The 19,917-nt window shown below is 59.4% G+C and carries 19 protein-coding genes, 1 tRNA gene and 2 pseudogenes; 10 read left to right on the plus strand and 12 right to left on the minus strand.

All coding sequences use genetic code 11. The features are described 5' to 3' along the window. Positions 1 to 22 precede the first annotated feature (22 nt). The 3 genes from IB265_RS19265 to IB265_RS19275 form a co-directional block, all read right to left on the minus strand. Positions 23 to 802, minus strand: coding sequence for an ABC transporter ATP-binding protein (locus IB265_RS19265; RefSeq protein WP_112996366.1), 780 nt, complete (start codon positions 800 to 802; stop codon positions 23 to 25). A 128-nt stretch (positions 803 to 930) separates the two neighbouring features. Continuing rightward, on the minus strand, positions 931 to 2,340 hold the full coding sequence (locus tag IB265_RS19270; protein ID WP_192495042.1) for an aldehyde dehydrogenase family protein: 1,410 nt from the start codon (positions 2,338 to 2,340) through the stop codon (positions 931 to 933). After that, positions 2,340 to 3,401 carry a homoserine dehydrogenase gene (locus IB265_RS19275; RefSeq protein WP_112996368.1) on the minus strand — a complete coding sequence of 354 codons (1,062 nt, stop codon included), beginning with the start codon at positions 3,399 to 3,401 and terminating at the stop codon, positions 2,340 to 2,342. Before IB265_RS19275 ends, IB265_RS19270 begins: the two co-directional genes overlap by 1 nt. Positions 3,402 to 3,632: 231 nt before the next feature. On the opposite strand from IB265_RS19275, the gene IB265_RS19280 reads away from it, so the two are divergent. The 4 genes from IB265_RS19280 to IB265_RS19295 all read left to right on the plus strand — a co-directional run bounded on the left by IB265_RS19280 (position 3,633) and on the right by IB265_RS19295 (position 6,802). Continuing rightward, positions 3,633 to 4,100 (plus strand): Lrp/AsnC family transcriptional regulator, encoded by a 468-nt coding sequence (locus IB265_RS19280; RefSeq protein ID WP_057248404.1) that lies wholly within the window; start codon positions 3,633 to 3,635, stop codon positions 4,098 to 4,100. A gap of 262 nt (positions 4,101 to 4,362) precedes the next feature. Continuing rightward, positions 4,363 to 4,617 (plus strand): type II toxin-antitoxin system HicA family toxin, encoded by a 255-nt coding sequence (locus IB265_RS19285; protein WP_057248405.1) that lies wholly within the window; start codon positions 4,363 to 4,365, stop codon positions 4,615 to 4,617. Then, positions 4,614 to 4,970, plus strand: a complete 357-nt coding sequence (locus IB265_RS19290) for a type II toxin-antitoxin system HicB family antitoxin (RefSeq protein ID WP_057248406.1) — start codon at positions 4,614 to 4,616, stop codon at positions 4,968 to 4,970. Before IB265_RS19285 ends, IB265_RS19290 begins: the two co-directional genes overlap by 4 nt. Before the next feature lie 497 nt (positions 4,971 to 5,467). Then, positions 5,468 to 6,802: a TadE/TadG family type IV pilus assembly protein gene (locus IB265_RS19295; protein WP_057248407.1), complete on the plus strand. Its 1,335-nt coding sequence runs from the start codon at positions 5,468 to 5,470 to the stop codon at positions 6,800 to 6,802. 311 nt (positions 6,803 to 7,113) lie between these two features. Here IB265_RS19295 and IB265_RS19300 read toward each other — a convergent pair whose 3' ends face one another. After that, complete coding sequence (locus tag IB265_RS19300) at positions 7,114 to 8,775, minus strand: caspase domain-containing protein (RefSeq protein ID WP_309140407.1); 1,662 nt, start codon at positions 8,773 to 8,775, stop codon at positions 7,114 to 7,116. 210 nt (positions 8,776 to 8,985) lie between these two features. Between IB265_RS19300 and IB265_RS19305 the strand changes: the two genes are divergently transcribed. Then, a tRNA-Ile gene (locus tag IB265_RS19305) sits at positions 8,986 to 9,061 on the plus strand. Positions 9,062 to 9,168: 107 nt separating this feature from the next. On the opposite strand, the gene IB265_RS19310 is transcribed toward IB265_RS19305, so the two are convergent. The 7 genes and pseudogenes from IB265_RS19310 to IB265_RS19335 all read right to left on the minus strand — a co-directional run. Next, the gene (locus tag IB265_RS19310; protein WP_375293074.1) at positions 9,169 to 9,537 is read right to left on the minus strand and encodes a thermonuclease family protein; all 369 of its coding nucleotides are present in this window, start codon (positions 9,535 to 9,537) and stop codon (positions 9,169 to 9,171) included. Between the two features lie 194 nt (positions 9,538 to 9,731). Continuing rightward, positions 9,732 to 9,923: a DUF6494 family protein gene (locus IB265_RS19315; RefSeq protein ID WP_057248410.1), complete on the minus strand. Its 192-nt coding sequence runs from the start codon at positions 9,921 to 9,923 to the stop codon at positions 9,732 to 9,734. 227 nt (positions 9,924 to 10,150) lie between these two features. Further along, positions 10,151 to 10,279 (minus strand): hypothetical protein, encoded by a 129-nt coding sequence (locus IB265_RS37365; protein ID WP_255571387.1) that lies wholly within the window; start codon positions 10,277 to 10,279, stop codon positions 10,151 to 10,153. Positions 10,280 to 10,332: 53 nt separating this feature from the next. Next, positions 10,333 to 10,878 (minus strand): class I SAM-dependent methyltransferase, encoded by a 546-nt coding sequence (locus IB265_RS19320; protein ID WP_162733700.1) that lies wholly within the window; start codon positions 10,876 to 10,878, stop codon positions 10,333 to 10,335. 520 nt (positions 10,879 to 11,398) lie between these two features. After that, positions 11,399 to 11,839 carry an ion channel gene (locus tag IB265_RS19325; RefSeq protein WP_246806013.1) on the minus strand — a complete coding sequence of 147 codons (441 nt, stop codon included), beginning with the start codon at positions 11,837 to 11,839 and terminating at the stop codon, positions 11,399 to 11,401. Positions 11,840 to 12,285: 446 nt separating this feature from the next. Next, a complete protein-coding gene (locus IB265_RS19330; RefSeq protein ID WP_375293075.1) occupies positions 12,286 to 12,954 on the minus strand; it encodes a hypothetical protein in 669 nt (222 codons plus the stop codon). Between the two features lie 54 nt (positions 12,955 to 13,008). Next, a pseudogene (locus IB265_RS19335) lies at positions 13,009 to 13,179 on the minus strand (OmpA family protein); the annotation flags it as partial. Between the two features lie 380 nt (positions 13,180 to 13,559). On the opposite strand from IB265_RS19335, the gene IB265_RS19340 reads away from it, so the two are divergent. After that, complete coding sequence (locus IB265_RS19340) at positions 13,560 to 15,368, plus strand: hypothetical protein (protein ID WP_057248414.1); 1,809 nt, start codon at positions 13,560 to 13,562, stop codon at positions 15,366 to 15,368. A 505-nt stretch (positions 15,369 to 15,873) separates the two neighbouring features. On the opposite strand, the gene IB265_RS19345 is transcribed toward IB265_RS19340, so the two are convergent. Further along, positions 15,874 to 16,311, minus strand: coding sequence for a nuclear transport factor 2 family protein (locus tag IB265_RS19345; RefSeq protein WP_234793078.1), 438 nt, complete (start codon positions 16,309 to 16,311; stop codon positions 15,874 to 15,876). A 602-nt stretch (positions 16,312 to 16,913) separates the two neighbouring features. Here IB265_RS19345 and IB265_RS36810 point away from each other — a divergent pair. From IB265_RS36810 to IB265_RS19365, 4 genes and pseudogenes are all read left to right on the plus strand, one after another. Continuing rightward, complete coding sequence (locus IB265_RS36810; protein WP_246805995.1) at positions 16,914 to 17,135, plus strand: hypothetical protein; 222 nt, start codon at positions 16,914 to 16,916, stop codon at positions 17,133 to 17,135. A 463-nt stretch (positions 17,136 to 17,598) separates the two neighbouring features. Then, positions 17,599 to 17,910 carry a co-chaperone GroES gene (locus IB265_RS19355; protein ID WP_057248415.1) on the plus strand — a complete coding sequence of 104 codons (312 nt, stop codon included), beginning with the start codon at positions 17,599 to 17,601 and terminating at the stop codon, positions 17,908 to 17,910. Between the two features lie 48 nt (positions 17,911 to 17,958). After that, the gene (groL, locus tag IB265_RS19360; RefSeq protein WP_057248416.1) at positions 17,959 to 19,593 is read left to right on the plus strand and encodes a chaperonin GroEL; all 1,635 of its coding nucleotides are present in this window, start codon (positions 17,959 to 17,961) and stop codon (positions 19,591 to 19,593) included. A 9-nt stretch (positions 19,594 to 19,602) separates the two neighbouring features. Then, positions 19,603 to 19,835 (plus strand): annotated as a pseudogene (locus IB265_RS19365) (hypothetical protein); the annotation flags it as partial. Positions 19,836 to 19,917 lie beyond the last annotated feature (82 nt).

A 19,917-nucleotide genomic window follows, 5' to 3' on the forward strand; every position in this document is an offset into this window, starting at 1 on the left:
TATGATTGGCGGTCGCGCACGTTCAGTGGCGGGACGAGCTTGTGAACTCGCGGCATCGGGCGCTGGCCGGAGCGCCGAAAATCTGTTCCGGTCGGCCCTCTTCCTCGACGCGGCCCTGGTGCAGAAACATCACGTGGCTGGAGACGTCTCGGGCAAACTTCATCTCGTGGGTTACGAGCAGCATCGTCCGGCCTTCTTCGGCGAGGTCGCGAATGACCTTCAGCACTTCGCCGACGAGTTCCGGATCGAGTGCGGATGTCGGCTCGTCAAACAGCATCACCGACGGATCGACACACAGCGCCCTTGCAATCGAGGCGCGTTGCTGCTGGCCACCCGACATGAAAGCCGGATAGACATTGCGCTTCTCGTAGAGGCCGACCTTCTGCAGGAGTGCTTCAGCCTTCTCGACTGCCTCCTTGCGCCCCATGCCGAGGACATGAACGGGCGCTTCGATGACATTTTCCAGCACTGTCATGTGCGCCCAGAGATTGAAGCTCTGGAAAACCATGCCGAGGCCGGTGCGTAGACGCTCCACCTGACGCCGGTTGGCGGGATGGGCGCGACCGTCCGATCCCGTCTTCATGAGAACCTCTTCGCCGTTGATAACGAAGCGGCCCCGATCGGGGATCTCAAGAAAGTTTATGCAGCGCAGGAAGGTGCTCTTGCCGGATCCAGACGAGCCGATCAGGGAGATAACATCGCCCTTCCTTGCAGCAAGCGAGATGCCCTTGAGCACCTCGTGCGTGCCATAGCTCTTGTATACGTCGTCGACGCGCAGCGCGCAGGAGATGTCCGTTTTCATGCGTTCCCCCACTTTTCGTGGCTTGTTGCGGTGCAGTTTAGCGATCGCGTGCGCGGCTTTGCCGCGCAGTTAGCTGTGTATGAAGCGCATTTCCGCATATTTTGGCGATGGCTAGCGTTTTCTCCGCATCAATTCCGATTGATGCAGATCACCTTCGGCTGAGTCATGTCTTCGTATGCGAAGCGCACGCCTTCGCGCCCCATGCTGCCATGCTTGAAGCCGCCAAACGGCATGGCGTCGAAGCGATAGTCCGAGGAATCGTTGATCATGACGCCGCCGGCCTCGATGCCGGCGGCGGCCTCTAGTGCATCTGCCAGGCAGCTGGTAAAGATGCCGGCGTGCAGGCTATAGTCTGGTTCATTCGCCATGCTGATTGCCTCCGCCAGCGTATCAAAGCGCTCGAGTATTACCACCGGTGCGAATGCCTCTTCCCGCCAAAGGGGGTTGTCGTGCGCCACGGCTTCAAGCACCGTCGGATGGTAAAGCGCACCCTCGCGCCGGTGGCCGCACAGGAGCGTCGCGCCAGCATCGAGCGCATGCTGGACCGCCGCTTCCGTCCGTTCGGCCGCAGCCGCCGAAATCATTGGGCCGACATCCGTCTCCTCACGGTCCGGGTCCCCGCAGCGAAGCCCGGCCACACCCACTACGAAGGCCTCGCGGAAACGATCATAACAGGCGGTCTGTACGAGGATGCGTTGCGTGCCGATACAGTTCTGGCCGGCCGCCCAGAAAGCGCCCGAGATGCAGCCCTCCACCGCCTTGTCGAGCGTGCTGTCTGCCATGACGATGACCGGAGCGTTGCCACCGAGATCCATTGCGAGCTTCTTCAGTCCGGCGGAGCGAGTGATCGCCTCGCCGGTCGCAAAACCGCCGGTAAAGGAAACCATCCGCACATCCCTTGCCGACACGATGGCGCGCCCGAGATCCGCACCGCCAATGGCAACAGTGACGATCCCGGCCGGCAAGCCTGCTTCAGCCAGCGCATCGACCAGCTTGAGCGCCGAAAACGGTGTCAGCTCCGAGGGCTTCAACACGACGGCATTGCCACCGGCGATAGCCGGACCAAGCTTGTGGGCGACCAAGTTCAGCGGATCATTGTAGGGCGTGATGGCTGCGATGACACCGAGCGGTTCGCGCGTGAACCATCCCTGGCGCGCCTCAGAACCGGCATAGGCGTCGAAAGGAACGATCTCGCCGGCGTTTCGCCTCGCCTCTTCTGCAGAGAGCTTCAACGTGTTCACGCAGCGCAACGTCTCCTTGCGCGCCTGGACGATGGTTTTGCCGGCTTCGCAAACGATAGTGCGTGCGAAATCCTCACGCCGCCCCTCAATGAGCCGTGCCGCCTTTTCCAGAATGGCGGCGCGGTGGTGCCGGGGCAGCGCCCGCGCTTGCGCGGCCCCGCGTCTCGCGCGGGCCAGGAGCGAACCGACATCGTCCGGGCTGCTGGCCACAACGGTTCCGACAATCGCGCCGTCAAAAGGATTGAGAACGGTGATCTCCTCCGCACTCGATGCGATCTGAAGCTTCGGGCTGACCATCAAGCGGCCTCCTTCGCCAGGCTGCCGCGTGACCCGCGGTGGATGGCAATGATGTCGGAGAGGAGGGCATAGGCGGTTTCGACGCGGCCAGCGCCCGGTCCGGTAACCGTCACGGCGCCGAGGAGGTCCGTAGTGAAGGAAACGGCGTTGGTGGCGCCGTTCACCGCGCAGAGCGGATGGTCGAGGTCCAGTCGGCGCGGTGCCACGGACGCCTCGATTTCCCCATCCTTTCGGCGAGCCGCCGAGCCGATCAGTTTCCAGCGGCATCCGTCCTTGGCTGCAGCCTGGATGTCGGCCGCGGTGAGCGATGAAATCCCCCGGCACGAGACGTCGGAAGGCTTGAGCGCGGCGCCCAGCAGTTCATTTGCCAAGATGACCACCTTTAGTCGGACGTCGTATCCTTCGACATCTGCGGTCGGGTCTGCCTCGGCGTATCCGAGCGCCTGCGCCTCTTGCACTGCCTGCGCGAAGCCGAGCCCGGCCTCCATGCGACCGAGGACGAAGTTCGACGTACCGTTCAGAACGCCTTGAAAAGCGCTCAGTCCGGCGCCGGAAAGCGTATTCTTGGCTAGGCGGATGACGGGCGTGCCGCTCATCACCGCCCCTTCGTATTCAAAGTGAACGTTGTTGCGGCGGGCAAGGGCCACAAGCTCGCGAGCGGCGAGCGCGACCGGGCCTTTATTAGTGGTCACGACATGTTTGCCGCTCTCGAGCGCCCAGCGGCAGTGGGAAACGGCCGGTTCGCCATTTTGAGGATTGGTGAAGGTGGCTTCAGCGACGATTCCGGCGGGGGCCTGCCGGATGACCTTCTCATTGTCAGCCTCGGCCGATCCGCCGGAAAGGCGGGCAAAGCCCCCCTTTTCGAATTTTGTTTCGACGAGCATGCGCGGATCGATGCCGTTTTGCGAAATGACCGAACCGAGGTTGAGGTCTGTAACCGCAACGATGTTCAGTCGAAAACCGAGCTCCGACTGCCAGAGGTCGTTTCGCTCGGCCACAAGCTGGGCAAGGGCGCGATTGACCCCGCCGAATCCAATAAGAGCTATGTTGTACTGTACCATGTCGGTTCCTCATCATGGGCGATGGGGGAGAGCATGACGACCGGGACCGGCAGAAGGAAGATTGCGAAACGGCCAAACAATAGGCCGCAATGCAACGCAGCAGTGACAAATGCGCAGAATCCACGCAAACCGAGCGACAAAGGAGAAGGCCTCAAAGCCGGCAGAAATCGGCACCTTCGTCGCACGCCCCCGTGCATAATGTCCGCCAGGCACTTGAGCAGAGATGACACCATGGATTTGATCGACGACTTTGACCGCAAGATCTTGAGCATCATTCAAGTCGATTGTCAGATGAAAGCCGAAGCAATCGGCGACATCGTCGGCCTTTCGGCCTCCGCCGTGCAGCGTCGCCTGAAGCGGATGCGCGACACCGGCATCATTACCGCAGAGATTGCGATCGTCGATCGCAAGGTGGTCGGGAACCCAATGACGTTCATTGCCGGAATGGAAATCGAACGCGAAAACTACGACGCCCTATCAAAATTTCGAGTGTGGTTGGCGAAGCAAGAGCACATTCAGCAGGTCTATTATGTGACCGGCGCAGTCGACCTTATCGCCATAATCACTGCGCGCGACGTAGGCCAGTACGACGAGATTACGGCCAACCTGATGTCCGAAAACCCTCAGATCAAGCGCATTCACACCAATGTCGTCTTGAAGGATATCAAGACCGGCATGTACGTCCCGATTGCGGATTAACTCGGGGCGCGAGCATGGCCTGAAGCGTTCTCACATTGGGCCGCTTTCAGCACGCTGGGTATTTGCCTGTCGCCTCTTTTCTACCAGGAAAGCGACGAACGCACGGACCTTAGCAGCGTAACGGGTGCGCAGGTAGAGGTCGAACCCATCGAACTGCGGACACGAAGGCCCCAACACGCGGACCAATGCGCCGCGGGGTCAGGTCGCATCAGCATCGGAAATAACGCTTGCAGAAATAGCAAGCACCACTATATTTGCTAGCATGAACAGCAAGCAGAAAAAGACCCTCGCGGCGGTATTCAGAGATCCGGTCTCGGGAACCATTGAGTGGGCCGCTATAGAAAACCTGCTTGTGGCTGCCGGCGCGAACGTCATCGAAGGAAACGGCTCTCGCGTTAAGTTCGAAAAGGACGGCATAATCGCGAGCTTCCATCGTCCTCATCCCGACAAGGAGGCAAAGCGTTATCAGGTTCGCGATGCTCGCGAGTTCCTGACGCAAATTGGAGTAGAACCATGAACACTATGACTTACAATGGTTATCACGCTCGCATAGAATTCGACGCGGAGGACGAACTGTTCTTCGGTAAGATTGCAGGCATTTCTGACGTAGTCGGGTTTCACGGGGACAGCGTTGGTGAACTGAAGAAGGCGTTCCATGAGGCTGTCGATGATTACCTCGAGGCCTGCAAGAGCATCGGCAAAGAGCCTCAGAGGCCCTATTCAGGCAAGATGATGTTTCGTGTTGCTCCTGAAGTGCACCGCCGAGCTGCCCTGGCTGCAGAACTTTCGGGAAAGAGTCTCAATCAGTGGGCCGAGGAGGCATTGGAAGAAGCCGCGGCGCACTTCGCTGAGGCTCGTCTTTCGGCGTAGCGCCCCATTGGACGCAGATGGCCACAGACTCATTTCCGGCCATTCGCTTCCTCGCAGGGCTGGCATTCCAGTCGATACATTATGCGATCCTGGACGCACAACCGGAAACAAACTCGGCACATGAACCCGATGACGTTGCGCAGCTTGTTTCTTGACAGCGTTGGCGCGGCAAGCGGCCGTTCAAGGTCACGTGGCTTCGTCAGTATTCCTTCCAGATTTGCTCGACTTTATGTTGTGGCGGCCGTCACCGTAACTCGGCATGGTTGCGCCTTCGTTCTGGTCTCTGACTATCTTTGTCCCCATAATTTTAGGGTTCCTCATTGACTGACGTTGAAAAGCAACCAGCGTCCATGGAATTCGCGGCCCATTTGCGTGGACAAGCGACCAATGCTTTTCGCGGAGTGATTGAACCTGCACTACATCTGTTCGCCTTTAACGACTTCTTAGCTCGGACAATATTATCTATCCCTAATGTAGAAATGAAGGGATCGGGGAAGATGCTGAGCAATCTGAAGACCGGGTTTGTTCGCTTCCTGAAGGACGAAAACGGCAATTTCGCCGTCATGACAGCTCTGGCGCTTATACCGCTGCTTACCGGCGCTTCCATCGCCATCAATCTCGCCCGGATCAATCTCGAGGCCGCCAAGATGCAGGACGGACTCGATGCGGCCGCCATTTCCGCGCTGAAGGTCCATGGCGACGACGGTGATGAAGCCACGGCGAAGGACCTGGCGAACAAGACCTTCTTCGCCAATTTCGGCACGCCTGAAATCGTCGACGAGCTCGGTTCGGAGAGTTCGGCGCCTGTGGCCTCCAACGCAGTCAACCTTGCGTTCGGCTCCCTCGGTGTAGAGACGACGGCGACAGCGACCTATCAGCACAAATACCCGCCGCTTTTCTTCGGTCTTCGACCCTATACGATTGATCGCGTCAGCGTCGCCGCCCGCATGCCGGGGCGCGAAGCCTGCATGCTGGCACTGAGTTCGACCGCAACCCGAGCTTTCGAGGTTAGCGGCAGCGCCACGGTCGATACGTCCGGCTGTACCATCACCTCGAATTCGACCGATCCGCAGTCGATTTATCTCAGCGGTTCGGCCACGCTCAAGACCGAGTGTCTTTATACGGCCGGCAAGGTCTCGGCGACGCTTGCCCATCTCACGCTTGCCTGTCCCAAGGCGGTGGAAGAGGTAGCCCCGATCCGAGACCCGTTCCTGTCGAAGAAAATGCCGACGACAGGGAGCTGGGTGAGCCTCGCGGGATGCGGCCAGAACTTCGTCGGCGGCGGTAGCGGCAATGGCGACTGCAACGGTACGAGCAAGACGCCGAACAACCCGCCCGCCGGCTATACCGTCGAACTGAAGCCCGGTACCTATGGTGGCCTGGAAATCAAGGGCAAGGTTCTTTTGCGGCCGGGTTCCTACATCATCGATGGCAACCCGCTCAAGTTCGCCAGCCAGTCGGTGATCACCGCTGAGGGCGTCACCTTCTTCTTGATGAATGGCGCCCAACTCGACATTCACGGCGGTTCGACCTTCAAGGTGACACCTTCGCTTACGGGCGACTGGGCGGGTTTCTCGATCGTGGCCGCCAGGAACAATACGGCGACGGCGACGATCAACGGCAACAGCGCCTCATCGCTTGCGGGCATCATCTACATGCCGGCATCGAAAGAGATCCAGTATGCCGGCAGCGGCTCTGCGAGCGGCGAATGCGTGCGCATCGTCGCGCAGGAGATCACCATGATCGGCAACAGCAGCTTCAAGCTGGATTGCAAGGCGACGCTTGCCGACAACACCATCAACAATCCGGGGGCAATCCGTCTGCTCAGATAACAAGAACCTGATAGATGGGCGATACGGGAGACACTCTCCGAAATTTATGTCGCGCCTGGTCCCGACTTTCGTGATGCCGGAAGTTCGAAAGATTGTGCTGTTTCCGGGCCGCACCTTCTTACTGGAATGCGCTCCTGCGTAACAGCACGCACGCTCGGGGGCGGGTTGGAAAGACGTGGCTGCCCCCGTCGCCCGGATATCTTGTAGTGCGGTGCCGGCGGCAACGTTGACGACAACAACGGTCGGCCATTGTCTTACCGGGTCGACGGATGCCCGTCATGGAAGCCCCAGGGTCAGTCAAAAGGTTCAGCTCACATCCTGCTCATGGTGATAGTTCCTGAGCAGCCGCTGCCCGCCCCGGTTCCCTTAAACCTGCCCTTCCCTTTGTCCCCCTTTATCATCCCGGTGAGAATGTTGCCGCCTTTCCTGCCCTTATGAACGAATGTGTGGCTAATACTGACAGATCCGTTGCTGGCGATTTTTCCCGAGAAACCAGAGGCGGACGAAACTGCACCGTTTCTTACGAGAACGGACGTCGAGAGTTCGCGCCAATCGCCGCAGTCCGTCGTTGCATGCCTTGTTATCTTCCACATGCCATCGAACACACTTAAGCCCGCTGCCACGCAACGGTTGTCGCGGACCTCCATTCCGCTGCCACAGACAAGCGGGCAGACACGACCACCCGCCGCTTTCAGACCGTTCAAAAGCTCCTCGGTCGGTGTGAGCGATGCAAGCTTGAGCCCGCTCCGTTCTGCATAGGCTTGCAGCGCCTTCCGACTGCCGTTACCCCATTTGCCGTCGACCTGCTCCAGGCATCCAACACGCACCAGTTCCCGTTGGGTGGCCAGCCTGAGTTCGCCGGCATCCATTTGGCCGGTCGCAGCACCTGCTTCCGGTGAGCCTGATGTGGTTTGCTCGATTGTCGCAAGTTCAGGTGGTATGCCCGTGACTTGAGGTAGGGCGGCACGGTTGCGGTCAGTCTGTCCCAATCCGGCTGTCTGCCCTTCCGTTTCGCGCGCTTCGATCGCCGCGATCTTCAACTTCGCAAGCGTGACGAAGGCGCCGCTTGGGTATTGCTGAAGGTACGCTTCGAAAAAGTTCTTTTGGGTCGCATCCTTGATGGAATTCCAATACGCGAGCTCCACGCTTCTGTCCGTGTCCGATGTGACCGCCGGGCTTGTTGCCACCTCGGGAACTTTCGACGGATTGAGAACAACCGGGCCTGTCAGCGAGGAGCTGTCCCAGGGAATCTGCTTGCCCTCGGTGACCTGCAACACGGCGCGACGCACCGCAATCAGGTCATCCGTGATGCTCTGCCCGGGAGTGCCGAGGTGTTCCAGTAAAGCCGTCGTGAACGGGGAGTTCCGCCCAACGCCGTCAAGGGCAACATTTCCAGGCTGTGTAGCGAACGCAATGAGGGATCCCACCCCAGTGTCGAGTTTCGCCAAACCTCTCCCGACCACCATAGATCGCGTTCCGAGAGACCGGGCCAACGTGGCGGCGAGCGGATTGTCGCGGCAAGCGTCGAGGAACACCAGATTGACCCTGGCATTGCGCTCCATCGCGGAAAGCACGAGCTCGATCGGCAGCGCCTCAAAATCCAGATCATTGTTTGATTTAAGCTGCGCGTCGATCGGGATGATGTAGTTGCCGCCGTTTACCTGAAGCCCGTGACCGGCATAGAAAAAAAGCGCTACGTCTGCGCCTTCGACCTTGCCCACGAAATCTCGGATCGCCCGCCGCATGCCCGTCAGCTCGAGGTCCCGGCCGGTCACCACCACGAAGCCCAGTCCTGTCAATTTCGACGCCATGTCGCTGGCATCATTCTGCGGGTTTGCGAGTTGTGGCGCGTGTTGATAGGCCGAGTTCCCAATGACCAGCGCGACACGCTTTTCGGCCCACGCGTGAGAGCTTAGAAAAAGGAGCAAGAGCACGACAGCGGCACGAATGTAATGCATGAAAGCCAGCCCCACCAACTATGCTTCCAGGCCGAACCGAGCGTTTGACAGGCACACAACGGAACTGTCGCTGTCACTTCATCGAAGCAGCCCCAAGGACCGTGACGAAAAGATCAAGAATGATCCTGCCCGTGCATGTAGTCAATCGGGGTCGAAGAGCATCTGAAGCATTGGGAACGACAGTATTGCTGGCGCTTAAGTGAGCCAATTCTTGTCGGACTGGTGGGGCCTGCAGCTCAATGGTTAGAGCCGTCTGCTTATAACCGACTGGTTGCAGGTTCGAGTCCTGCCGGGCCCACCACACCATACTGGTCGTTAAATGGCACGAGGCAAACCAGCAGGAGCGGTCGACGGCTTGGCCATGTGGCCGCGTGTGCCTGCCCTTTGTTGCCGCGCTTCGATTACACTTCATCCGCACCACGACTGCTTAAAGCCTACCCAACGGTGCGCCAGCCCTTCGTCGACCAGCTGGGCGCCAAGCGACTGCCCGCCGCGGTAGACTTCGCGCAGTTTTCGGCCGTACTTGTCCTCGTCGCGCAGACCCGCTTTCAGGCAGAAGGCACCGGCATTCAAAAGAGATTGCAGGCGGTTCTTCGCTTGCTCGCCGAGCTCCTTCTCCCCCGCGCAACGCGGCTCGCCGATCTCGGGCGTGTCGATGTCTGCGATGCGGTACTTGATGCCGTCAAGCCAGAATGTATCACCATCCACGACGCACGTTGTCCGAGCGCCCGATCCGCATATGGGGAAGGATGCGGAAATGATGTCTTCTGGCGGCACGGTTGCCCATCCGTAGGCGACACCTATCACGATGCCAGCGAGAGGCATGACCGGCGGCATGTCTTTTGGGAGGGAGCTCCTTGCTTAACCGCTGCGCTGAACGGCGGTTCAAGTCGCATCAAGAGCGAGTTAGTGTCGGCTGGCCTAAGGCCGCATTCGCGCGCGGATGGTGGTTTCTGAAGGCTTGATGTTTCTTATGGAAGTTCGATCTCGCCAGTCACCTCGTGGCTGAGGTCGGTACCTTCCGCCGTCAGCGTCATGCGGACCTTCAGCTTTTGGCCGCCGGCCTGCCCTTCGCGCACCGTCTCCTCGATCTTGCGCTGCGAGGTGATGCCGACTTCCTTCAGGAACTTGCGGATTGACATGTTGAAGGCGTCTTCGCTCATGGCAGAACTCCAATGTGTCCAGAAGGGATTGTAAGGGAAGGCGGGTGGTCAAGGAAGCAGGACGGTGAGGCGTAAGCGTTGGGGATGGCCGTTCATCGGCGCGGCGCCGCTTCCCGCTCCGCCCAGCAGAGTTGCGCCGGGAGGACCGTTGCGGCTGGGTGCCACTTTGACGAAATAGGCCCGGAATTGCTTCCTGCGGACGGCGATCAGATCAGAGCCGACCAATGTCAGCAAATGTTCGCGACGTCCGCGTCATTGTCGCCGAGCAGCAGGTTGCGCTGATCGATCCCGTCCGACGGCCGGTCGTCCGGCACGTTGCCGCCCGCGAGCTTCGCGAATGTCGGGAAGACGTCCATGATCGAGAACATCGCGTGGGAGAGTTGTGGCTTAATCCGTTGCGGCCGGCGGATCACGGCGGCCCATTGACGTAGAGAAAATACGTGTCTTTGGGCGCGCCCGGTGGACGCGGTAGCGAACGGGTCCCCGCAAGTTCGAGCGGCAAATCGGACAGGATGATGGCATGTGGCGAAAGGACCGCCGGGAGGCATCGGCTCAGCTTGGCGCTTGTCGCAATATTGTTCGCTTCGACATACGAACCCATATCCGCATGTGCCAGGATGACCTGTCCGCCAAAGCGGGTGGCTCCGGAAGCAAGCGTGTCCTCGATGTCGCCGAGCAGCAAATAATTCTGTGGCGGCGTGCAGTCGGCGAAACAGTCGATCTCGCGATCCAGCACATAGATCTCGCGCTCCGGGAGGTGGATGCGCAGGTGGTCGTAGGTGCGACCGTGACCCAGGCCCATCTCGAACACAATGCCCGGCCGGCCGGCTATTTCTCGGAAGGCCCATTCGAGGCAGATGCGCTGGGCCTCGAGGCGGAAGAGCAATTTTTCGAGCCGGGAGTCTTTACGTCTCCGTTCAGCACGCGGTTCGTTCAATCTGGTGTCCGTCGGCATAATTTTCGTCCTTGGCGCGGTTGCTATTATTCGTCAGGTGGCAGGTCGGTTGGCATCGGCTACGACAGATCAAACCCGGTACTCCGACGGCCAGTTCTTCCGCGCCAGCGACCGGGCCGCTAGATCTAGGCGGAGCGACATCAACCCGCATTATGGCAGGGAGCAGGGATCGAAATTCTACTTCGCGAACATTGGGAAAGACTGATACGACCCTTGGCATCGCAGGCACCTATTTCAATTCCGCAGCCTCTCCGGCCCTTGCTCTGATCAATTCCGCCCAACCATCTCGCCGCCGCGAGAAACAGGTCTGGATCGGGCTTGGCATATTTCACCATGTCCCGCGTGATGACAGGGAATGAGGAGGCATCTACTGGAGCGTCGCAATGCTCATCGACGCCGTCCATATTTTTCGCGGCGTGGTCGTCGCGCTGTTCCCCTTTCAGTTTGAACCGTGGACATTCCACGAGATGAATGCCATTTCCAACATGTGACCGCAGGCGGAATTTCGAGGGCGTCGGCCTCATGACTCCGCCTTGTCCTCGTCTGTACGCTCCTGCCTTGCCTGCAGTCGGTCGAACCTCCCGAAGTCGGTCATGATGCTGACCAGCACGCTCCCCGTCCAACCAAAGGTGAACAGGCCGGACATTGCTATAATCGGGCCGAGCAGCCGCCATCTGTCTGGAAGAGTGACGCTGCCCTCGCCGAGCGTGGTGTAGCTCTCCAGGACGTAGTAGTAGCTGTCCCGCATCGAAGGGATGATCTCCTTCACATAGAGGGGAACCGCCCATATCAGTGTCTCTGCAAAATGCAGGAGCGCTAGAGCGGCGATTGTCGCCGCCAGCATGATGTTGAGCCGCCAATGCGGCGTGGCGCTGGTTACGTGCACCCAAGATTCGTTGAACTGCCGACTGATAGACCGGATCCCGGCGCCGTGCACGAAGATGACGACGATCAAAAACAAGGTGCCGACGAATATTTCCAGAACGGGCTTTGGCGTAGAGATGACTTCCACTCGTTGCATCCTTGATGTTTGCCATCCGTAGGCGCGGCAGTCTGCAGGGGTGTCGCTGATCAGGGTAGTGGCGACCATCACAGAACTCGATCGTTCGAAGACAACTACGTCTGGACGAGCAACAGTCCCAACACCGCGTGTAATACGACCGCGCGCAGCAGCAGTTCGCCGACCAGGCCGCCTTTGACGAAGAGGATCGCCAGAAGGCTGGGCCAGCACATTGTACGTCACCATCGCAGTGAGCGCCGGGTGTGGAGCGAGGGCTAAACTGCTTCCCGAATGCTGTTACTCTGAACAGCAACGTCAACGGCATGGCTGGGTCTCCATCGGCTGTCAGGATCTGCGGCCAGCGCCCGCCGATGTTTGCCTAGTTTTGCGTCCCTCCCCCTGAGAGTTCAGTAGCAGGGCGGATAGGGGTAGTACCCGCATGTCGGCGGGCGATAGTACGGGTGATATTCGGACGCCACAGCAGCCGCTCCCAGCACGGCCCCCGCTGCGACGGCTCCCCCATAGGCCGGGTGCGCATAGTAGGCGCCACGCCAGACAGGAGCACGAAAACCAGCGCCTCCAACCGCAACGCCGCCATAAGGACCGCGTGCCGCAAACCAGTCGATGAATAGCGACGCGGGGCCATCTGCTCCGGCGAGATCGCCTTCGAGGACCGCGACCTCAAAGGTCAGGTTTGCGCCTTCGAGTTTCGGCGTCTTCAGGACGACCACCGCATCGGCAACGGAATCTCCCTTGGCACTCAAGACCGATATCGTCGCATTGGGCGGGTCCTTGGCGAAGCTGTCCCCTCCCTCGCCCCATTGATTGATGAATTCGGAGGTCAGGACATGACCTGCAGAGCGCACCGGGCGGTCGGCGAAGACGATTGAAACCGCGGAAATACCGCTCATCGTCAGCTTGCCGTTCTCAAGCTTTGCGCCTGCGGAATTGAGGACAGCCAGCGACGGCACCATTTTAGATTTCGTCGCCCCGATCGTCTTCTGGGCGGGAGCCGAGATGGCGTCCTGCCCGAGGGCCGGCGACGTGGAAACGAAGGCCGCCGCGAAAGCGGCCATGCAGATATGTGAGATCCTAGGCAATGTTCGTCCTCCGGTTGGGCCACGAGCCCGCTACTTCAAAAGTCCCAGGTTGATCAACTGGACGCGCCGGTTGTCGGCCGACCCCGGATGATCCGGATCGATCGGCCATTCCTCTCCGGCACCCACTGAAAAAAGGCGGTCGGGGGAAACCGCAAAAGTGGTCGAGAGCGCCTCATTGATAGCGTCGGCGCGTTTCTGGCTGAAGTAGGCGTGGCGTTCCTGGGCAGATGCCTCAACCACAGCAACTGCGAGGATGGTTGAGGAAAGCAACAATATGACCCGGTTGGACCTGCGCATGTCTCGCCCTCGATTAAGGTTTGACTTGGAGATGGAAGGTTTCCCATCAACCTGTGAACTGCGAAGTCGAAAGTGCAAGGTATCTAACAGTAACCTACAATCCGGCAGGACGTAGTTTCGGTAGATCGTGTGCCGGCCATTTCGACAGGAGCACGTTGCTTCGGATCAGGAGAACTGGACGCAGCCAGTATGTTCACGGGCCTCTCTGGACGAAGACCAGTTTCAGCAGTAGGTTGCATTCGAAAGTGAATATAATCTGTAGTAAAGTGGCTGAGGTGCAAGCCATGCAGAACGAATTGTCAGCCTGGGACGAGGCTGCGTCGCCCCCATCTCGCCCTGCTCCGAGCCCGGATGACATCCGCGCTCAACTCGACCGCATCATTACCAGCCCCGAATTCCCGCATGTTGGTCGTAGTGCCGCGTTCCTGACCTATGTCACGGAAGAAGCTCTCGCGGGTCGTGCGGGGCGGCTCAAGGGCTACTCCATTGCGGTCGAGGTGTTCAAGCGGAGCGAAGGGTTCACGCAGGACGATCCCGTTGTCCGGATCGAGGCGGGACGCCTCCGTCGCATGCTGGAGCGCTATTACTTGGTCGCGGGCCAGTGTGATCCGATAAGGATCGACATCCCCAAAGGTGGATACGCGCCGTCTTTCGAGTGGAACGGCGCATTCGAAGCTAGTTCTGCGGAGGAAGCCAAGACACTTGCAGTGCGCGGCTTTCGCGTCCAGTTGCGCCGTATGACGGCAGTAGGGATCGGGGCTGGCGCAATGCTCGGCATTAGCATTGCCGCTTTCGCCTTGTCCTCTCTCCTGTTGCCCGGCCGGTCGAACGCCCTCCTCTCCGAGGGAGGTCCGACGCTGCTCGTCGCCCCGTTCACCGATCTTGGCGATGGGCCACAAGCGGAGCTTTACTCGGCTGGCCTGACCGAGGAATTGCTGACAGTCCTCCCTCGCTTCAAGGAAATCCACGTGTTCGGGCGTGAGACGTCCAAATCGCTGTTGCCGGGAGTGGCCGCCTCTCAGGTGCGCGGCGAGCTTGGTGCGCGGTTCCTACTCGCCGGGGGCGTGCGTGTTGCAGGCCAGCGGGTGCGCGTGACAGCACGTCTGGTTGATACCGAGACAGACAAGATTCTCTGGTCCGAGACCTACGACGACGACATTCACAGCCGCGATCTGTTCAGTATTCAATCCGACGTTGCCAACAAGGTTGCGACCACGGTCGCTCAGCCATATGGAATCATGGCCCAAGCGGATGCCGTCAACCCTCCCCCTGACGATGTTGGCCTATACACCTGCACGCTTGGTTTCTACGCCTATCGCGCCGAGTTGACGGTGAAGCAGCATGCGAACGTGCGGAGTTGCCTCGAGAACGCCATCGAACGCTACCCAACCTTCGCTACGGGCTGGGCCATGCTCTCGATCATCTATCTCGACGAGGAACGTTTTCGGTTCAACACAAGGTCCGGCACGCCGACGCCGGTCGAGCGCAGCCTAGGCGCCGCTCGGCGCGCAGTTCAACTGGATGCGGGCAACACCCGTGCCCTGCAGGCTTTAATGACTGCGCTGTTTTTCAACCAGCAGGTTCCGGAGGCGTTCAAAGTCGGCGAACAAGCGTTGGAGACCAACCCTAACGATACCGAGCTTCTGGGCGAGTTCGGGACTCGCGTTGCCCAAAGTGGGCAATGGGAGCGTGGGGCAGCTTTACTGGATCGCGCAATCGAGCTCAACCCCAGCGGCGGTGGCTACTATCACGGGACACGTGCGCTCGCCGCCTATATGTTGCGTGACAACCGAACTGCAGTGATCGAAATCCGCCAGGCGGATCTGCAGACGTTTCCGCTCTATCACGCGGTTGCAGCAGTCATTTACGTGAACGCGAACATGATGGACGACGCCCGCCGGGAGGCCAAGCAATTGGACGAGATGCGCCCCGATTTCATTCCGAACATCGTGGCTGAACTGAAATCGCGCAACTTCCAGCCCGCTGATCGGGCGAGAATGGTCGCCGACATCAGGAAGGCCGGGCTGCCAGCGGTGGACGAAGTTCAGGCATCGATGCTGCTTCCGAAGGGGGCCCCGGTCTCTCGGCCCTAGGGGCTGATCCACACAAAGACGGCCGTCACGACACAGGAACATACCATAATTACGGGCGCTATACGCCTTTGAGAGATAGGTTTTTTCGCCGAAGTAAGCTTCGGATGTGTTGGGTTTCAATCGAGAGCGAACCGTGGGCAGCATTGGTGGTTTGGTGTCAGCTCCAGGGAGCTGGTTTCGCTGTGTCGACATGCTGATCGCGACGACCCGCGCTGGGACGTGATCGGTGAACCGAGAAGCTCGCGAGCTTTTGCTCACCGCCGCCGGCTGCAACCGAAACCCCATTCCAGTCAATACACTATGCGATCATTTTAGCCCAGAACGTGAACATCCTCGCAACAAAGCCGTGCACAGGGCTCGAGAAGAACGGCTTCTCTCGACCCAGAGCGGCCGCCCGATGCTGCGAGCCCGATGACGCGGGCGACCTTGGCAGAGAACGGAGAATAGCCGCGCTGCCGCAGCAAGGGGGTACGGATCGAACCGCATCCCCAAACCGCAACCGCGTCTATCGGCGGAGTACTGAATCGGCCGGCTGAGCCGTCGTTATCGGATCGGCATGACGATGAACAATCTTCCAGAGACCGTCCTCTGGGCGAAAGACGCTCGTCACTCGTAACGCCAGAGGCGTGACATCACTCCGACCGCCAACCTTGGACCTGAGCCGCTCTACTTCGACGAGGTATGCCAGCTCAGACGTCACACACTTCGCTATGTTCTCGAAGCCGATAGCGTCGCCGTCCCTGTAATGTGATGCCGCATGCTCCATCGTCTCAACGACCTGCTTCCATCCATGCACGAAAGGGCCAAAGGGATTGCCCAATGTTACATCGTCTCGTTGGGAAAAGAGCTTCGCCGCAGGCGCGGGGTTTCCTTTCATGAAAGCATCGAGAGCCAGGTGGTATTTTTCAACTGCTTGATCGAAGTCATTGGCGTCAAGGGACACGTCATCCTCCCTGTCGTTTTATCTCTGATGCGGACTGGCGACTCCCGCAGGTCAACATTCCGTGTGTCCGCAACAGGGAGGCAATTTCCCTAACTGCGGCGCAGTGCAAGTTGGCTTAGTCAGCATAGCATGGGCGCCAGACAAGGTTCGCGACAGCGTTTTGAGACGGCCCGGTAAATGGCCGCTCTCCTCCCGCTCGAGACGATCGTCGCTTGCCCGAGCGACATGGCGGCAAGCCGACAGCGAATCCCTCGCCTTGAAGGGAATCGTACAGCAGACCCGCGTATTCCTTGACTGCGAATGAGCGCGGAAGTCCGAACGGCTCAACGCACCCAAAACATCATCGTTTAGGAAGACCAGGTGCAACTACCGGTGCATTTTGACTCACGATGCAGGCCAGCCAGCTCTGCTCAGCTTCCAGGCCGACATTTTGAGCCACGAATGCCCCTTGCGACCCAGGGCCCTGCAACTGGCGGAGATACGGCGAAGGGGTACGCGAATTCCAGAAGTTAACTAATACAATCCTAGAATGTGGGGAGAATTGGTGCGTTCGGTTTTGCAAAAGCGTCGGGACTCTGACTGGGAGTTCGAGGGGGAACGACATGGCGTCAGCCAAGCAGTACTTTGAGCGCTTTATCGCCAGGCTTCACCAGCCGGAAAGGGAAATCCCGTCGAATGTACGGCGTCTTGCCAATCTAGCGCTCGCGAATTTCGACGCTTTGGCCCAGACCTCACGCCATCGCAGTCAGCGTTCCGCTTATCTGGCCAGGCTCGTTTGTCCGGCCCCGGACGAGGCGCCCAGTGCTCAGCTTCGCCGCGGCTAACGGGGCTTGGCCATGGAGACGCTTGCGGCATCCGGCGCTTCGGCCGTTCCGTGGTTTTCGCACACCGGAGCCCTTCGATCTCCAGAAGCGTATCATCCTTTTCTATGGCCCGAGTGGCACCGGCAAGACCAGTTTTTCTCGGCCGTGGGTGGAGCCTTTTCGTGCCTCGGCTTTCCCACCTCCACGAGTCGATTGGGGTCCACTCAAAGGCGTAGTCAAGGTTTTTTACGAAGAGATATTAAAAAAGTTTTAGTTAGACAAATAAAAATGTGTTGTGTGTAAAGTAATATCCGCATAACTCCCAGAATTACCCCGCGCCGTCTTGGCCAGGATTATCGTCTTATATTTTACAATATTATTCCTTGTGTAAAATAATATTTCTTGACACTCCTATCAATCGAGTGCCAATCGTGCTATGTAAGGATTGCAGTCGCCCTATGCGCCGACCGCAGAAAGAATCTCCATGAAATTCCGTCCACTCCATGACCGCGTCGTCATCCGGCGCTCGGAAGGCGATCTCAAATCCAAGGTCGGGATCATCATTACCGACATTGCCCAGGAAAAGCCGCAGAAAGGCGAGGTGATCGCCGTTGATCTAGGCACGCGTAATGAAGGCGGCAAGCTGATTCCGCTCCACGTTAAGGCCGGTGATACGATCCTGTTCGGCAAATGGTCCGGCACCGATGTCAAGATCGACGGCGAGGATTTGATCATGAACGAGGCCGACATCATGGGCATCGTCGAAAAGACCGTCGCGGCCAACAAAGCTGCCTGACGGTCGATTTCCGACCCCACAACCTCACGACCGAACTGGACGAACATAATGTCTGCCAAGGAAATCAAATTCTCCACGGATGCGCGCGATCGCATGCTGCGCGGTGTCGAGTTGCTCAACAACGCCGTCAAGGTGACGCTGGGTCCCAAGGGCCGCAATGTTGTCATCGAGAAGGCCTATGGCGCGCCGCGCATCACCAAGGACGGCGTCGCCGTTGCCAAGGAAATCGAGCTGGCCGACAAGTTCGAGAACATGGGCGCGCAGATGGTGCGCGAGGTGGCCTCTAAGACCAACGACCTCGCCGGTGACGGCACCACGACGGCGACTGTGCTCGCTGCCTCCATCCTGCGCGAAGGTGTCAAGCTCGTCGCCGCCGGCATGAACCCCATGGATCTCAAGCGTGGCATCGACCTTGGTGTCGCTGCTGTCGTCAAGGAAATCCAAGCGCGGGCCAGGAAGGTCAAGTCCTCGGGCGAGATTGCGCAAGTCGGCACCATCGCCGCCAATGGCGACGCGACAGTCGGCGAGATGATCGCCAAGGCGATGGACAAGGTCGGCAATGAAGGCGCCATCACCGTCGAGGAAGCCAAGACTGCCGAGACCGAACTCGACGTTGTCGAGGGCATGCAGTTCGACCGCGGTTATCTCTCGCCCTATTTCGTCACCAATGCCGAGAAGATGCGCGTGGAGTTGGAGGACCCCTACATCCTCATCCACGAAAAGAAGCTTGGCAATTTGCAAGCGGTGCTGCCGATACTCGAGGCGATCGTGCAGAGCGGCAAACCGTTGCTGATCCTCTCCGAGGATGTCGAGGGCGAGGTTCTGGCGACGCTGGTCGTAAACAAGCTGCGCGGTGGCCTGAAGGTCGCTGCCGTCAAGGCGCCGGGCTTCGGCGACCGCCGCAGGGCCATACTGGAAGACATTGCCGTCCTCACGGCCGGCCAGATGATCTCCGAGGATCTCGGCATCAAACTCGAGAACGTTACGCTCGACATGCTCGGCCGCGCCAAGCGCGTGCTGATCGAGAAGGACACCACCACGATCATCGACGGCTCCGGCGATAAAGCGACCATCCAGGCGCGCATCCAGCAGATCAAGGCACAGATCGAGGAGACGACCTCCGACTATGACAAAGAAAAACTGCAGGAACGCCTGGCGAAGATCGCCGGCGGCGTCGCGGTAATCCGCGTCGGCGGCGCGACCGAAATCGAGGTCAAGGAAAAGAAGGACCGCATCGACGATGCCCTAAACGCCACGCGCGCCGCGGCTGAGGAAGGCATTGTTCCTGGCGGTGGTGTTGCCCTGTTGCGCGCCAGGTCGGTCCTGGTCGGACTGACGGGAGCGAATGCGGACGTCACAGCGGGCATCTCGATCGTGCTCAGGGCGCTTGAAACCCCGATCCGGCAGATCGCCGAGAACGCCGGTGTCGAAGGCTCGATCGTCGTGGGAAAACTCACCGACAGCAGGGATCACGATCAGGGCTTTGACGCGCAGACGGAGACCTATGTCGATATGATCAAAGCGGGCATCGTCGACCCGGCGAAGGTCGTGCGGACCGCTTTGCAGGACGCCGGCTCAATCGCGGCACTTCTGATCACTGCCGAAGCGATGATCGCCGACATTCCCTCAAGAGAATCCGCCCGGCCGGCCGGTAACGGCGGCATGGGTGGGATGGGATACTGAGAACAGTGCCTGGATCGTTCGGTCAGCACGGCTGGGCGGCGGAGCCCAAACAGAACCGTCTCGATCGCCCAGCGTTTCGAGAGCTACCAGCAATCCAAGAGTTTCTTGTATGGGCCTGCGTCGCCACGGCGGTCGCCACAATGATCATCGGATTCAGCTGGGGCGGCTGGGTGACGGGCGGCACGTCACGCGCAGCGGCGCGGCGAGGGGAATTCTCGCTCGGCCCAATGCTGATGGCACTGATGCGGGCGAACAAGAGTGCTGGCTGGAAAGCCGGATAGTGCGATGGCGAAGCGGCTGCTAAGCTTAGACGATTGGACGAGA

Source organism: Ensifer sp. ENS10 (assembly GCF_014852025.1).
In the GTDB taxonomy this organism is placed as follows: domain Bacteria; phylum Pseudomonadota; class Alphaproteobacteria; order Rhizobiales; family Rhizobiaceae; genus Ensifer.